15 protein-coding genes are annotated in these 15,516 nt (G+C 45.6%); 1 reads left to right on the forward strand and 14 read right to left on the reverse strand.

Annotated features, from left to right (window positions below):
- Positions 1–1,866 (forward strand): 1-deoxy-D-xylulose-5-phosphate synthase, encoded by a 1,866-nt coding sequence (dxs, locus tag CBX98_RS19060; protein ID WP_047010153.1) that lies wholly within the window; start codon positions 1–3, stop codon positions 1,864–1,866.
- A gap of 46 nt (positions 1,867–1,912) precedes the next feature.
- Here the strand turns inward: dxs and pgpA are convergent, their stop codons facing one another.
- From pgpA to CBX98_RS19130, 14 genes are all read right to left on the reverse strand, one after another.
- On the reverse strand, positions 1,913–2,419 hold the full coding sequence (pgpA, locus tag CBX98_RS19065) for a phosphatidylglycerophosphatase A (RefSeq protein ID WP_104974415.1): 507 nt from the start codon (positions 2,417–2,419) through the stop codon (positions 1,913–1,915).
- A gap of 91 nt (positions 2,420–2,510) precedes the next feature.
- Positions 2,511–3,476, reverse strand: a complete 966-nt coding sequence (gene thiL, locus CBX98_RS19070; RefSeq protein WP_109169997.1) for a thiamine-phosphate kinase — start codon at positions 3,474–3,476, stop codon at positions 2,511–2,513.
- A gap of 78 nt (positions 3,477–3,554) precedes the next feature.
- Positions 3,555–4,022 carry a transcription antitermination factor NusB gene (gene nusB / locus CBX98_RS19075; protein WP_005381571.1) on the reverse strand — a complete coding sequence of 156 codons (468 nt, stop codon included), beginning with the start codon at positions 4,020–4,022 and terminating at the stop codon, positions 3,555–3,557.
- Positions 4,022–4,492: a 6,7-dimethyl-8-ribityllumazine synthase gene (gene ribE, locus CBX98_RS19080; RefSeq protein WP_109169998.1), complete on the reverse strand. Its 471-nt coding sequence runs from the start codon at positions 4,490–4,492 to the stop codon at positions 4,022–4,024. Before ribE ends, nusB begins: the two co-directional genes overlap by 1 nt.
- Before the next feature lie 169 nt (positions 4,493–4,661).
- Positions 4,662–5,771, reverse strand: a complete 1,110-nt coding sequence (gene ribBA / locus CBX98_RS19085) for a bifunctional 3,4-dihydroxy-2-butanone-4-phosphate synthase/GTP cyclohydrolase II (protein ID WP_109169999.1) — start codon at positions 5,769–5,771, stop codon at positions 4,662–4,664.
- 173 nt (positions 5,772–5,944) lie between these two features.
- Positions 5,945–6,598: a riboflavin synthase gene (locus CBX98_RS19090; RefSeq protein WP_053811835.1), complete on the reverse strand. Its 654-nt coding sequence runs from the start codon at positions 6,596–6,598 to the stop codon at positions 5,945–5,947.
- 8 nt (positions 6,599–6,606) lie between these two features.
- Positions 6,607–7,734 (reverse strand): bifunctional diaminohydroxyphosphoribosylaminopyrimidine deaminase/5-amino-6-(5-phosphoribosylamino)uracil reductase RibD, encoded by a 1,128-nt coding sequence (gene ribD, locus CBX98_RS19095; protein ID WP_109170000.1) that lies wholly within the window; start codon positions 7,732–7,734, stop codon positions 6,607–6,609.
- A 7-nt stretch (positions 7,735–7,741) separates the two neighbouring features.
- A complete protein-coding gene (nrdR, locus tag CBX98_RS19100) occupies positions 7,742–8,191 on the reverse strand; it encodes a transcriptional regulator NrdR (RefSeq protein WP_005381578.1) in 450 nt (149 codons plus the stop codon).
- A 206-nt stretch (positions 8,192–8,397) separates the two neighbouring features.
- Positions 8,398–9,648: a glutamate-5-semialdehyde dehydrogenase gene (locus tag CBX98_RS19105; protein WP_104969126.1), complete on the reverse strand. Its 1,251-nt coding sequence runs from the start codon at positions 9,646–9,648 to the stop codon at positions 8,398–8,400.
- A gap of 17 nt (positions 9,649–9,665) precedes the next feature.
- On the reverse strand, positions 9,666–10,805 hold the full coding sequence (gene proB / locus CBX98_RS19110; RefSeq protein WP_005391413.1) for a glutamate 5-kinase: 1,140 nt from the start codon (positions 10,803–10,805) through the stop codon (positions 9,666–9,668).
- Positions 10,806–10,926: 121 nt separating this feature from the next.
- The gene (crl, locus tag CBX98_RS19115; protein ID WP_005391414.1) at positions 10,927–11,316 is read right to left on the reverse strand and encodes a sigma factor-binding protein Crl; all 390 of its coding nucleotides are present in this window, start codon (positions 11,314–11,316) and stop codon (positions 10,927–10,929) included.
- 115 nt (positions 11,317–11,431) lie between these two features.
- A complete protein-coding gene (gene frsA / locus CBX98_RS19120; protein WP_109170001.1) occupies positions 11,432–12,679 on the reverse strand; it encodes an esterase FrsA in 1,248 nt (415 codons plus the stop codon).
- A gap of 91 nt (positions 12,680–12,770) precedes the next feature.
- On the reverse strand, positions 12,771–13,235 hold the full coding sequence (gene tet(34) / locus CBX98_RS19125) for an oxytetracycline resistance phosphoribosyltransferase domain-containing protein Tet(34) (RefSeq protein WP_005391418.1): 465 nt from the start codon (positions 13,233–13,235) through the stop codon (positions 12,771–12,773).
- A 264-nt stretch (positions 13,236–13,499) separates the two neighbouring features.
- Positions 13,500–14,789 carry an NCS2 family permease gene (locus CBX98_RS19130; protein ID WP_006741838.1) on the reverse strand — a complete coding sequence of 430 codons (1,290 nt, stop codon included), beginning with the start codon at positions 14,787–14,789 and terminating at the stop codon, positions 13,500–13,502.
- Positions 14,790–15,516 lie beyond the last annotated feature (727 nt).

Below are 15,516 nucleotides of genomic sequence, written 5' to 3' on the forward strand. Positions count from 1 at the left end.
ATGACTCTTGATATTTCAAAGTACCCAACACTGGCGTTAGCAAATACACCGGAAGAATTACGTCTCCTTCCGAAAGAAACATTACCAAATCTGTGTGATGAACTGCGAACGTATCTGCTAAATTCAGTGAGCCAATCTAGCGGACACTTAGCGTCTGGCTTAGGCACCGTGGAGCTAACTGTCGCTCTGCATTATGTTTACAACACCCCTATCGACAAACTGATCTGGGATGTTGGTCATCAGGCTTACCCGCATAAAATCCTCACCGGACGTCGCGATAAAATGCCAACAATTCGCCAAAAGGATGGTCTACACCCTTTCCCTTGGCGTGAAGAAAGTGAATATGACACCTTATCTGTCGGTCACTCTTCGACATCGATTAGTGCTGGTCTTGGCATGGCCATCAGCGCACAAAAAGAAGGCAAAGGTCGTAAAATTGTCAGTGTGATTGGCGATGGCGCAATTACAGCCGGCATGGCATTCGAAGCTATGAACCACGCTGGCGACGTTCATCCTGATATGTTGGTGATTTTGAACGACAACGAAATGTCTATTTCAGAAAACGTCGGCGCCCTGAATAACCACCTTGCGAAAGTACTTTCTGGCAGCTTGTACACTTCTATCCGTGAAGGCGGTAAAAAAGTGTTGTCTGGTGTTCCACCTATTAAAGAGTTGGTTCGCCGTACGGAAGAGCACCTAAAAGGCATGGTAGTGCCAGGCACTCTGTTTGAAGAGTTCGGCTTTAATTACATTGGCCCGATTGATGGACACGACGTCAATGAACTCGTCAAAACGCTAAAAAACATGCGTGAGCTCAAAGGCCCTCAATTCCTGCACATCATGACCAAGAAAGGCAAAGGTTATGAGCCTGCCGAGAAAGACCCTATCGGCTACCACGGTGTTCCTAAATTCGATCCAACGCATAACTGTCTACCGAAAAGCAGTGGCGGTAAGCCAACTTACTCAAAGATCTTTGGTGACTTTTTATGTGACATGGCGGCCCAAGATCCTAAGCTAATGGCAATTACGCCAGCAATGCGTGAAGGCTCTGGTATGGTACGTTTCTCAAAAGAGTACCCAGACCAATACTTTGACGTGGCGATTGCTGAGCAACACGCTGTGACACTTGCAACAGGTATGGCAATTGCTGGCGATCATCCAATCGTAGCTATCTATTCGACGTTCTTGCAACGTGGTTATGACCAACTGATCCACGATATCGCGATCATGGATTTACCAGTAATGTTCGCTATCGACCGTGCAGGTCTCGTTGGCGCAGACGGCCAAACTCACCAAGGCGCATTCGATCTAAGCTTTATGCGCTGTATTCCGAACATGGTGATCATGGCGCCAAGTGACGAAAACGAATGTCGACAAATGCTTTACACTGGCCATAAACATACTGGCCCTAGTGCGGTTCGATACCCTCGCGGTAGCGGGATGGGCGTAGAAATCGAAACTGAGTTTACGGCGTTAGAAATCGGTAAAGGACGCATGGTTCGCCAAGGTGAAAAAGTTGCTATTCTGAACTTTGGTACTTTCTTGGGTAACGCGCTAGAAGCGGCAGAATACCTTAACGCCACTGTTGCTGATATGCGCTTTGTGAAGCCGCTCGATGAAGCATTAATTCGTCAATTAGCCGCAGATCATGACGTGCTCGTGACGTTAGAAGAAAATGTTATCGCAGGTGGTGCAGGTGCAGGTGTCGTTGAGTTTATGATGAAAGATAAAATCATTAAGCCAGTCTTAAACCTAGGCTTACCCGATGAGTTTATTCATCAAGGAACACAAGATGAACTGCATGAAGAGCTTGGTCTCGATGCAAAAGGGATTGAAAAATCCATCTTGGATTATTTAGCAAAATAGAATTTAAAAAGGGATGCTCATGGCATCCCTTTTTTATGTCCAACGTTTAATTCATCCAGCCTGCGTATTTTGCGACTAGAAACAGGGCAACACCGGCCATAATTCCCGCCACGATATCATCAACCATAATACCCAGCCCACCGTGAACTCGCTTATCTAGCCACCCAATTGGCCACGGTTTTACCATGTCGAAAAAACGGAACAAGATGAAGCCAGTGAGCAACCACTTCCACTCGGTCAACGGAATATTTAACGCAGGGACGATGCCCATCGTAATCCAAAAACCCGCAAATTCATCCCATACGATTGAACCATGATCATGTACTTTCATGTCTGCTGACGTCACTTGGCAGATTTGAATACCGATCACACACGAAATCAGAACAACAATGACGTACGCCGAAAATGGCAATTGCGCCAACAACAAAAAGAAGGGCACGGCCGCCAGTGTCCCCATTGTTCCTGGAATAAACGGGGATAATCCACTGCCAAAACCCGTCGCCAATAGATGCCACGGGTTCTTTAATGAAATCAGAGAAAGAGGGTTGGTCATATCCTTAAACCTATACTGCTAGTTTGGTTTCAATCGTCATGCCTGTGAGCTGCTCAATAGTAACAGGCTCTTGGCTAGAGCTTAGCTCAGATCATTTAAAGTGGTCGAAGCCACTTAAGTCCCAATCAAGTGGTTGATTGTTATCATGCAGCTCGAAGGTTCCATTTGGTCGGATTTGACCAATACATGTGACCTTACAGCCAGTATGAGATAAAGCGCTTTGTAACGAGCCTCGATTTTGCTCCGGCACGGTAAAACACAACTCGTATTCTTCGCCACTTGCTAAAGCATACTGCTGCGCGCTGATCTTATCATCTAAAAACTGGACTAATTCTGAAGAGATCGGTAGCTGAGAGACATCAATACTCACCCCAACCTGAGATCGCTGTAAAATGTGCTTAATATCAGAGATTAAACCATCTGAAATATCTATCGCCGACGAGGCTAAGCCAACAAGAGCTTGTCCAGCAAGCACACGCGGAGAACTAAGGTAATGAGCTCGCTCTAGTGCTTCCGCGCCGACTCTGCTGCGCAGAGAGTCATCTAGAATCACATCCAAGCCAGCTTTTGCATCGCCAAGGTTTCCCGTTACGTATACCCAATCCCCAGGCTTTGCGCCGGATCGCGTGAGCGCTTTGTCTTCAGGTACAAAACCTTGCACCGTCAGCGTTAAGCACAAAGGTCCTTTGGTGGTGTCACCGCCTATTAACTGGATACCATAGTAATCAGCCAGTTCGAAAAATGCATCACAGAAAGGTGCAAGCCATTCTTCATCTGGCTCGGGCATCGTTAATGCAAAGCTCACCCACGCAGGCGTTGCGCCCATCGCAGCCAAATCACTGATGTTAGAAGCCAATGCTTTGTGTGCGACCCATGCTGGGTTCGCGTCGGCTAAGAAATGCGTTCCAGCTACCAATGTATCCGTGCTAATCGCAATCTGAACATTAGCTGGCGCTTTGACCAAAGCACAATCATCACCAGCGGCTAGATGGACATCTTTACGTTGGCTCTGACGACCGACGAAGTATTTGTCTATCAGATTAAATTCACCAGACATAATTCACTTACTTTTTGATGTAAAAGCTTTTGATACAAAAAAGGTCAGCATGTGCTGACCTTTTCATTGAAGAAATCGTTATTTCTTACGAATGTGAGGTGCTGCTTTATCAAGTACACCGTTCACAAACTTGTGGCTATCTTCTGCTGCGAAGACTTTTGCAAGTTCAATCGCTTCATTGATAACAACTTTGTAAGGAACATCTTCGCGACGAGTCATCTCGTACATAGCAAGGCGAAGAAGAGCAAGTTCCATCATATCTAAATCCTGCATAGGACGAGAGATGTATGGACGAATTTTGCTATCTAGCTCAGCGTGGCTAAGTACAACACCGCTTAGTAGTTCACGGAAGTAAGCTACGTCTGTTTCTGGAGCAGCAAGCGCTGGCTCAGATGCATGAAGTTCTTCTTCATCGTATTTGTCGCCAGACAAAAACTGTTCTTCAATCTTGGCAACATTCTCTTTAGTAATTTGCCATGAGTAGATCGCCTGTAGAGCGAATTGACGTGCGTTACGACGTGCGGCTGGTTTCACACTGGCCCCCATTAGGAATCAATTTCAGATAGTACATTAATCATTTCAAGTGCGCTTAGTGCAGCCTCTGCACCTTTATTACCAGCCTTGGTTCCTGCGCGTTCAATCGCTTGTTCGATCGTATCAACAGTCAAAACACCAAATGCTACTGGAATGCTGAATTCCATAGACACTTGTGCTAGACCTTTGTTCATTTCACTACAAACATAGTCAAAGTGAGGCGTTCCACCGCGAATAACAGACCCTAGAGAAACAATAGCGTCGAATTTGCCAGTTTTAGCAACACGCTGAGCTACTAGAGGTAGTTCTACGGCACCTGGACAACGCACAACCGTGATGTTGTCTTCGCTTACTTGTCCGTGACGCTTTAGTGTATCGATCGCACCAGAAAGTAGGCTTTCGTTAATAAAACTGTTGAAACGAGAAATAACGATAGCAATTTTTGCATTTGGCGCTGGGAAGCCACCCTCGATCACTTTCATAAGCTTTCCTTTAACTCTATTTATAAGTGAAATATGTTCATCAAGTGAGAATCGCCGGATTCTAGCACAAATTTGTGAGCAATATCTAATGGAAATTGGAGGCAAATCACCGGTTCCTAGCCATTGACGAGTTGAGTGCGTAAAAGACTAGGAACTTATTGTTCGGTTGTTACTCGCAGACGTACTCAACCACGTTCAGACCAAAACCACCTAATGCGTGGTACTTTTTGTTGGTCGATGACAGAAGGCGCATATCATGTACACCGAGATCCGCAAGAATCTGTGACCCCACACCAACACGGCGAGACGTACCTTGTTTTTTAGCAAGCGTTGGTGCTTCACCTTTGTCTTGCGCTTCAAACATCTTCACGCGATGAATAAGTAGATCGGTCGATTCTTCATGGCCAAGAACAACCAGCACACCGCCTTCTTCACCAATGCGTTTCATTGCCTTATCTAGTGTCCAGCTGCGCTCTGCATTACGATCGCTACGTAGTAAGTCGGTAAAAACGTCTTGAAGATGTACGCGAACCAGTGGCGCTTTTTCTTTCAAATCGCCCTTGCACATTGCGTAGTGCACTTGGTTATCAATGGTGTCTTTGTAGGTGAATAACGTGAACTCGCCAAACTCTGTCGGTAACTTGCACTCTGCCACACGTTCAATCGTTGTCTCAGTGTTATTGCGGTACTCAATTAGGTCGGCAATAGTGCCCAGTTTAATACCGTGCTTCTCTGCAAAGACCTCTAGATCAGGGCGACGAGCCATGGTGCCGTCGTCATTTAAGATCTCAACAATAACCGATGCTGGCTCTAAACCAGCAAGGCGAGCCAAATCACAGCCAGCTTCAGTGTGACCTGCGCGAGTCAGTACACCGCCATCTTGGGCCGCGAGCGGGAAGATATGACCAGGCTGCACCAAATCCGCAGCTTTGGCGTTTGGCGCAACTGCCGCTTGAACCGTACGTGCGCGATCCGCGGCTGAAATACCCGTCGTTACCCCTTCTGCCGCCTCAATAGAAACGGTAAAGTTGGTTGTGTATTGCGCATTATTGTCTTGCACCATTGGTGGCAGACCTAGGCTTTCGCAACGATCTTTGGTCATGGTTAAACAAATCAGGCCACGGCCATAGGTTGCCATAAAGTTGATGGCTTCCGGCGTAATATGCTCGGCAGCCATGATCAAGTCACCTTCATTCTCGCGGTCTTCATCATCCATTAGGATGACCATTTTGCCTGCGCGAATATCATCAATAATTTCTTGTGGCGTACTAATTGGCATAGTCTGTTATCCCGTTATTCTAAATTTGTTATTGCGACAGCAATGAAAAATCATGTTGCAGTGAATGCTAATTAGGTCAATAGTTTGAGCTTTGCACCAAGCAAGTCAATGAATCTCGCGGTGTTCTGTGAGTCTGCTCTTTATCGCATGCCTCACGCAGCCACTCCGAAGACTTATGCAAAACCGTTTTGCTGTAAAAAGTCCATCGTGATACGAGACTCGGCCTTATCTTCTTGTTGCCCTTGCAGTAAACGCTCCATATAACGAGCAAGTACATCAACTTCTAAGTTTACTTTACGTCCCACTTGAAACTGGTCAATCGTAGTTTCTTCACTCGTATGAGGAACGATCGTCAGCTTAAAAGCATTTTTACGTAAGTCGTTGACAGTTAGGCTAATACCATCAACGGTAATCGAGCCTTTCTCTGCGACGTACTTGCTAATTTCCGCAGGCATTGCAACCCAAAACTCTATCGCGCGGCCAACTAAATTGCGTTCGACAATTTCACCAACCCCATCGACATGACCTGAAACGATATGTCCACCCAATCGCGTTGTTGGTAACATGGCTTTTTCTAGATTCACCTTATCGCCCACTTGGTATTCAGCAAACCCAGTTTTCTTCAAGGTTTCTAATGACAGATCAGCACTGTAATAGTGGCTTCCGAAGTCAACTACCGTTAAGCAAACACCATTGGTCGCAATGCTATCGCCTAACTTAACGTCTGACATATCAAGCGTACCAGTTTCAACCGTGACGGTGATGTCTTCACCCTTCGGCGTAATCGCAGCTAACTTGCCAACTGCTTCTACTATTCCTGTAAACATACTATTTCTTATCTAAGTTCTTTACGTTTGATGGTGGCGGTGATACGAATGTCTACCCCGACCATACGAACGTCTGTAATGTTTAAATCAATGACGTCAGCCATAGCGCTTAATCCTAAAGCACCGATAAGCCCCCGACCATCGCTGCCCATGAGTTTTGGCGCAAGGTAAACAATGAGCTCATCTACAAGATTAGCCTTTATCATCGCACTCGCTAGCGTGGCTCCAGCTTCAACCCATAAGTGATTGATGTGGTGCTCATCCGAGATACGCTTTAATGTTGTTGATAAGTCAATTTGGTCAGCGCTGTCCAATTGAGGGATACATTCTCCATCTGGGCTAACAATAACTCGCTCTCCATCGGTGTGGAACAGCTTGAGCGCATCCGTTAAATGGTTCTGACGGTCTAAGATTACACGTACTGGTTGACGAAGTTCTTCTCGTAAATACTGCGCTTGAACACTGGTAGGTAAGTCATCCCAACGCACATTGAGTGACGCATTATCATCAATCACCGTTTTGCTAGTAGAAAGAATGCCACCACTCATTGCTCGATAACGCTGCACATCTTGGCGGGCCGCTGGGGAGGTGATCCATTGGCTCTGCCCATTACTGAGCGCGCTTTGCCCATCCAAGCTGGCTGCCATTTTTAATTGAACAAACGGCATGCCTGTACGCATGTACTTTATAAAACCAGGGTTAAGGGCAAGGGCATCTTGCTCTAACAAGCCGATTTGTACTTCAACTCCGGCATCACGCAACATCTGGATACCCCGCCCCGCAACTTTAGGGTTTGGGTCTACCATTGCGCAAACCACACGTGCCACTTTGGCTTTGATTAGCCCTTCAGCACATGGCGGCGTACGGCCGTAATGAGAGCAAGGTTCGAGCGTCACATAAGCGGTTGCACCAACTGCTTTTTCACCCGCCATGCGCATCGCGTGCACTTCGGCATGCGGCTCACCAGCGCGGTGGTGATAGCCCTCACCAACAATTTCTTCATCACGAACGATGACGCACCCCACATTTGGATTTGGGGCTGTGGTATAAATGCCACGTCTCGCTAACTTAATAGCTCGTGACATCATGGCGAAATCTAAATCAGAAAACGCTCTTTCAGGAGTGTGTTGAGTCATGAGCTACTCAGTCTTCTAGGCGGGCAATCTCTTCGCCAAACTCGCGAATGTCTTCAAAGCTGCGGTAAACTGAGGCGAAACGGATATAAGCGACCTTGTCGAGTTCTTTGAGTTGGTCCATGACTAAATTACCAATCATTTCACTCGGAACCTCTCGTTCACCCGTCGCACGCAATTGTGATTTGATCATGCTGATCGCTAACTCTATAGAATCAGCACTCACTGGGCGTTTCTCTAATGCGCGCTGAATACCGCCAACCATTTTATCTTCATCAAATGGTTCACGGTTGCCATTCGATTTGATCACTTTAGGCATCACTAACTCTGCGCTTTCAAACGTAGTAAAACGCTCGCTACACGCCAAGCACTGACGGCGACGTCGAACTTGATGGCCATCAGCCACTAAGCGGGAATCAATAACTTTGGTATCGTTCTCGGAACAAAAAGGACAATGCATATCACCTCCATATCTATACCCAAATAACCTCATGAGCAATCACGTATAACCACGCGTTCATGGTTATACGGACTCTATTAAAGCTATTTGGGTATAACGCTTTCAAACCGAGATAAAAGCTCATGTAGTGTAGCGGAATTGGTATGTTAGACAAAACAAAAAGGGGCGCAAAGGCCCCTTTTTCACTCAAGATCTCGTTGAATGTGTTAACTGCGTGCTAAGTAATTCGCTTTACCAACCCACTTGTAGCTAGTTAGCTCTTCTAAGCCCATTGGACCACGGGCATGTAGCTTTTGCGTGGATACTGCGACTTCTGCGCCAAGGCCAAATTGCGCACCGTCTGTAAAGCGCGTTGAAGCATTCACATAAACCGCCGCCGAACCAGCAGAATTGATGAACAGTTCTGAGTTCTCCAAACTATTGGTCATGATCGCATCTGAGTGGCTCGCGTTATGAACACGCATATGATCAATTGCATCTTTCACATCAGACACGACTTTTACACCAAGGGTGTAGCTCAACCATTCCGTATCAAAGTCACCTTCAACAGCATCGCGAACTTGTTTCGCTTGCTCCATGAGTTCTTTTGCTTTTGGCTCTGCCACGAACGTCACTTTTTCGTCCATACGCTCAACGATCATTGGCAGAAACTGTGCTGCAATTTTTTCATGCACGAGCAGCGTATCTAGTGAGTTACACGCAGATGGACGTTGAACTTTAGAGTTCTCAACCACATTCAGGGACTTCTCTAGATCAGCGGATTCGTCGACAAAGATATGGCTGATACCAAAGCCGCCAATAATCACCGGAATCGTGCTGTTTTCTTTACACATTTTGTGTAGGCCAGCACCACCGCGTGGAATGATCATGTCGACGTAATCGTCCAGTTTAAGCAGTTGAGAGACTAGCTCACGATCTGGCTTTTCAATGTACTGAACCGAAGCGGCAGGAAGGTTCGCCTTTGCTAGCGCAGACTGAATAACCTTTACCAATTCCATATTCGAGAAAAATGTCTCTTTGCCGCCACGCAAAATGCTTGCGTTGCCGGTTTTCAAGCACAGCGCCGCAATATCAATAGTCACGTTAGGACGCGCTTCATAAATTACGCCTACAACACCCAGTGGTACGCGGCGACGAGACAGTGACATCCCATTTTCCAGTACCTTACTGTCGATTTCGCTGCCTACAGGATCGTTCAAGCTAATGACGTTGCGAACATCATTCGCAATAGCAGTCAATCGTTCTTCATTCAGCAAAAGGCGATCAAGCAGTGCATCGGTTAAACCCGCTTCACGGCCAAGTTCGATGTCTTTAGCGTTTGCCGCCAAAATAGCAACGGAGTTTGCTTCTAGCTCATCAGCAATGATCGCTAAAGCTTGGTTCTTTTGCGCAGTTGACGCTGTCGCTAATTCGAAAGCTGCATCTTTAGCAGCTTTACCCATATTCGTTAAATCCACTTTGCTTCCCTCTAATTCTATTCCTGAATGACGACCAAATCATCGCGATGAATCACCTCAGAGCCATAATCATGCCCCAAAATAGAGATGATATCTTTACTGTGCTTACCCGTAATTTTAGTTAGGTCATCACTTGAGTAGGCGCTGATGCCACGAGCCACCAACTTACCGTGAGAATTTGTTACACGCGCCACTTCGCCTCGTGCAAAGTCACCACTTACTTTGATTACCCCTTTAGCAAGTAAGCTACTGCCCTTACCGACCACTGCATTTACCGCACCATCATCAATAATGATGTCGCCCGATGCCGCAGGTCCCGCCAGAATCCAGCGTTTACGGTTTTCTAAAGCTTCAGCGCAAGGTAGGAAGCGCGTGCCTTGTGGCTCTGCACTCAAAGAGTCAAAGATAACATTCGGTGCACTACCGGCAGCAATAATAACCTCGATACCAGCGCGGCGAGCGATGTCTGCGGCTTGCAGCTTCGTTGCCATACCGCCTGTACCCAATGTTGTACCACTTCCTCCTGCGATTTTACGCAGCGTATCGTCGATGGTTTTTACTTCCTTGATCAGCTCTGCGTTCGGGTCTTTACGAGGGTCAGCAGTAAACAGACCTTTTTGGTCAGTTAAAAGCAAGAGCTTATCTGCGCCACACAAAATGCCCACCAAAGCGGAAAGGTTGTCGTTATCGCCCACTTTAATCTCGCTGGTCGCAACGGCATCATTTTCGTTTACGATAGGAATAATATCGTTCGCAACGAGCGCATTGATGGTGTCACGTGCGTTTAAGAATCGCTCGCGATCTTCTAAATCAGCACGAGTTAGTAGCATTTGGCCGATCTTGATACCGTAAATACCAAACAAAGACTCCCATGTTTGAATCAAGCGACTTTGCCCTACCGCCGCAAGTAATTGTTTACTCGCCATCTCGTTGGGCAATGCGGGGTAACCAAGATGCTCACGGCCTGCTGCAATAGCACCAGACGAAACCATTACCACTGAATGGCCTTGTTTTTTAAGCTCAGCACACTGGCGCGCTAACTCAACCATGTGAGCACGGTCGAGTGCCAGAGTGCCGCCTGTCAGCACACTTGTACCCAGTTTCACAACGACAGTTTGTGGTTGTGAAACAACTGCATTTTGTTGATTCGTTGTCATGATGTCTTCTGAAGTGAAAAACAAATAAAGAGAGGATGTTTTAACAATCAAAGAGGGAATTAACAAGAGAAAAGGTGCGTTTTCGCACCTTTTTGTTTGGTATTAAATGAAAACAACCAAATTAAGCGAAATCGAAAGACTCCGTGTGATATTCGACTTCTAATTTGAAGTGTTCTTCTAAAGTATCAACCAGCTTTTGATGGAATGTGCTCTGCGTCAGATACACTTCCTCTACCGCTTTTTTAGGCAGGGCTTCAGATACCCATTGCCCTTCTTTGTTGTACTTGCCGATATGATATTTGGCAGTAAAGCCTCCTTCGATGGATTCTAAATCCATCCACCAGCCCCAAAATTCACGCTTCTCAGGCGATTTTTTGTCGTCTACACAAACAGATAGACAATCAAAATAATAGCGCCCTTCTTGCGATTGTGGTTCGCGCAGGTAAGGCCCTATCGCCTTCAACTTTGACATCAAGCGAAAGTGAGTCGGGCCCTGAGTCGTCTCTGACATATGAATCTCCGTTTTCATAGTTAAAAGTAAACACCCAAGAATGATTATTATTTTTAATTATCATGAGCTTATTTTTTGCTCAGATATATCACTTTTAACTAATTTAGGAGAATTGTCACCCTAATAATTCATCTTCTAGCCACTTTATGGCTAAATCGAGGGATTGCTCATATCCTTTTGTAATCGTTTTGGAACTGATTTTTTTCGCTCTGCCATACTGGCTAAACAGCGCGACGAGTTGGTTATCACTGTGTGGAGACACCGGATCGCCTTCAAGGCTCAAAGCTAAAATAGGTACTTTAGTTTTTCTACTGCTCAAGAAGCCCTGAACCTTCAATGACCAGGCCATCATCTGGCCCGCCATGCTATTAATATCAACCGCGCTTTTCCCTAAGCGAGAAGCCAACAGATCCAGATACATCTTCGGCATTTTTTGCAGCTTCTCAGGGGAAGTAAAAATATCATGTACGGGTGCGCCGAGGGCTACACAAGCTTTGATCTTCTCTTGCTCAACAAAAGAGAGTCGGATCATGGCATTACCACCAAAACGAAATCCAACTAACCCCACTTTGTGATGATCCACCCAAGGCAATGAATACAGCTCATTTAGTACCGCTTGGTGCAGGCAGCTTGAGTTCTCAGTCAAAGGCCAGTGAGAACTGTGCCCCACCGAAGGCATGTCGACCGTCAACATTGCAATATCTCGTGGTGCAAGATGATTGCGGAACAAACGCCACATGTCGGTTTGTAACGTATCGAGACCAGCGCTCACCATCACCACAGGCAGTTGTTTGTCGGTTCTTGGCAAATGAAGGTTCGCGATGATTTTGCGATTTTGGTAAGGCACTTCAATTTGCTTGATGGTGTACTTGGTCTTCTCTGCGCCGTCAGAGTACGCTTTGTTTGCCAGCACTTGAGCCTGCAAGGCCAAATTATCATTCTTCAGATGTGGGTAGCCTGCGATACTAAAACATAGAGATGCAGTGAAGAGTTCATCGGCGGCCTCCTCACCTTGCATTTCATTTGAACGCTTCTGATGCTCCATGCCGAGCTTAATCCACTCAAATGTCCAGTTGCCGTTGTGGTATCCCATTACGGTGTCTAACCAATCATCATTGGTTCGAGAGTGGGAAGAAGAAGCGATTTTAGAAAGCACACCTTCCATCTCTATCGGAGACAACCCTTGCCAAGCCCATTGCAAGCGGCGCAAATGACGATACCAAGCACGATCACCCTGCGCCTCTCGATCATCAAGTATTTTTTGACTGGTCGGCATGTACTGGGTAAGCGCAGAGGTTTCTTTTGCTTGCTTATGTTTCACGAACAAAGTTTCGGAAAGATTTTTACTGACGTCTTCAGACATAGGAAGAACCTTAGGCTATTAGCATGAGTTATTATAATAATAAAAAAAAAGCCCCTATACAGGGGCATTTCTCAATATTCTTTAATAGCGTTTATTTTTGCTTGCGGTTTACAGGCTCAGCGTACTGGATTGACATATCCCAAGGTTGTTCAATCCAAGTGTCTTGCGCGATATCTACCACATAATCATCTAGCAACGCTTTGCCTGAAGGTTTTGCACACACAGCGATCATCTTCGCTTTTGGATACATCTCACGTAGTTTGCGCGCCGTATCACCACTGTCTACTAGGTCTTCAACGATTAGGTAACCTTCACCATCGCCTTCAGGTGCTTTTAGTACCGTCATATCGCGCTGATGATCATGGTCGTAGCTTGAAATACAGATTGTATCAACGTAACGAATACCCAGTTCACGAGCCAAGATAGCGCCAGGAACCAAACCACCGCGGCTTACCGCCCAAATTCCTTTCCATTGCTCAGCTGGCATTTGTTTTTCAGCCAGTTCACGGCAGTAAGTCTGCATTGCATCCCAAGTGATAATGAATTTTTTACTCATTGTAATAACCTAATAATTTGAAAATATGCATCCTCAAAATCTAGCGAACTCACTCAAAAGCGGAATGCTCACTGACCTCTCCAAAACGTATGGAGATGAGGATTTCAAGCTGCGCAAACGATTATTCTACCGAAACACACCGTTAATACCAACGGTGATATCAAAATTCTCTGCCTATTCCGCAGAAAAACCGTCTGAAGTGAACAACGTGAAAAAAGAAAAAGCCAGCGTGAATAAATCCACACTGGCTTTTTGCTCGAGAAATTAACCGACGAGGTATTTGACGATGAAGATGGCAGACATCACCCACACACTCATCGACACTTCACGGCCCTTGCCGCTGAATAATTTGATCGCCGAGTACGCGATAAAGCCTAACGTAATACCCTCTGCAATCGAGAACGTTAATGGCATCACCAAACAAGTCACAACAACTGGTGATGCTTCCGTTAGGTCACGCCAATCAATGCTTACTAGCCCAGACAACATCAAAATCGCGACATAGAACAGAGCGCCCGATGTTGCGTAAGCTGGGATCATTCCTGCTAGTGGTGAGAACAATAGAGCAAGTAGGAAGAGTACACCAACAACCACGGCTGTTAGACCAGTACGACCACCAGCCGCCACACCAGAAACACTCTCAATGTAAGATGTGGTGTTTGAGGTACCAAGTAGTGCACCTACTGACGTTGCCGTTGAGTCTGCAAGTAACGCTTTGTTTAAACGCGGGATGTTGCCATTCTCATCCGTGAGGCCTGCTTTTTGAGAAACGCCAACTAGCGTACCTGCGGTATCAAACAAATCGACAAATAGGAAAGCAAACACAACGGAAATCATGCCAACTTCAAACAAACCAGAGAAATCCAGTTGCATGAAAGTTGGTGCAATGCTTGGTGGCGTTGACATAATGCCGCTCCACTGCACATCACCAAATAGAAGGCCAAGCGCTGTAACACCAAGAATGGCGATCATCACCGCACCTTTCACACCACGGTGAACAAGCGCGATAGTAAGGAAGAAACCAATCGCAGCCAATACAGATGGCAATGATGTGATGTCTCCCATAGAAACTAATGTCGCAGGGTTATCAACGACGATGCCTGCATTTTTTAATGCGATAAATGCTAAGAAAAGACCGATACCGGCTGAAATACCAGTTCGAAGAGAATGCGGGATCGAGTTAATAATCCACTCACGGATCTTAAATATACTCAAAAGAATAAACAGCAGGCCTGAAACAAACACCGCCGCTAACGCAACTTGCCACGTATAGCCCATTCCCAACACTACAGAGTAAGTGAAAAATGCGTTCAGCCCCATTCCTGGTGCTTGTGCAATTGGGTAGTTGGCAACAAATCCCATGATGAAACAGCCGATAGCGGCCGCAAGACAAGTTGCAACAAAAATGGCACCACGGTCCATACCGGTATCCGACAGGATCGCTGGGTTTACAAAAATAATGTAAGCCATAGTTAGGAAGGTGGTAACACCTGCAATGATCTCAGTGCGCACATTTGTGCCATTGTCACTGAGCTTAAAAAGCCTCTCGAGCATGATCGAATCCTGTAAAGGTAAAAAGTAAACGGTTGCGTAATCGATTGGCGGGAATTATAAAGTTATCAAATAGCAAATTCTAGATAGAATCTTCACTCTAATGCGATTTTTTTCTTTGGATATGAAACCCATTCGCTAATTCTTAAAAGCAAAACAGGAAATATATTCTTATAAAACAACAATTAACAATTATCGTTCAGAACCCAACAACAGAATAAAAACTGAACAATGTACTAAACTTTCAAATAGAAACTGGGCGTTTTAAGCGTCATATCTAGGTGGATTTGACGGGGAAGTCGATAAAACTGAAGAACGGAGAATAGAATCCAGCCTTGATGGCAGAAAATGTGTCAGAAAGAGAAAGTGGAGATAAAAAAACGCCACCCAATTTGGGTGGCGGCGAATCATGTCAGCACTATCACTGAAAAAAAATTCCAATTTATAGGGGTGAACAAACTGTTCGAGTCACATGCGTTGACTTCACTTAGTAGCCAAAGCTTGTTGGGTATACAAAGTTGCCGGTGTAAACAGACTTGCTATTCCAGAACATTGTACTTGGTAAACCTTTCATAACTATCACCTTTTAAATCAATTAAACATTCGTTGATTTCTCGGTTCCTTGGAGGCGATAAAACGGACTCATCCTTTGAGCATTTCATTCTTCTCTCAGAAGCTGGTTACAAATATACCACCAAGAAATTTAATTACAAGCATTTTAGTGATTAAA

This window comes from Vibrio sp. T9 (genome assembly GCF_003123985.1).
GTDB classification, from domain to species: Bacteria; Pseudomonadota; Gammaproteobacteria; order Enterobacterales; family Vibrionaceae; genus Vibrio; species Vibrio diabolicus.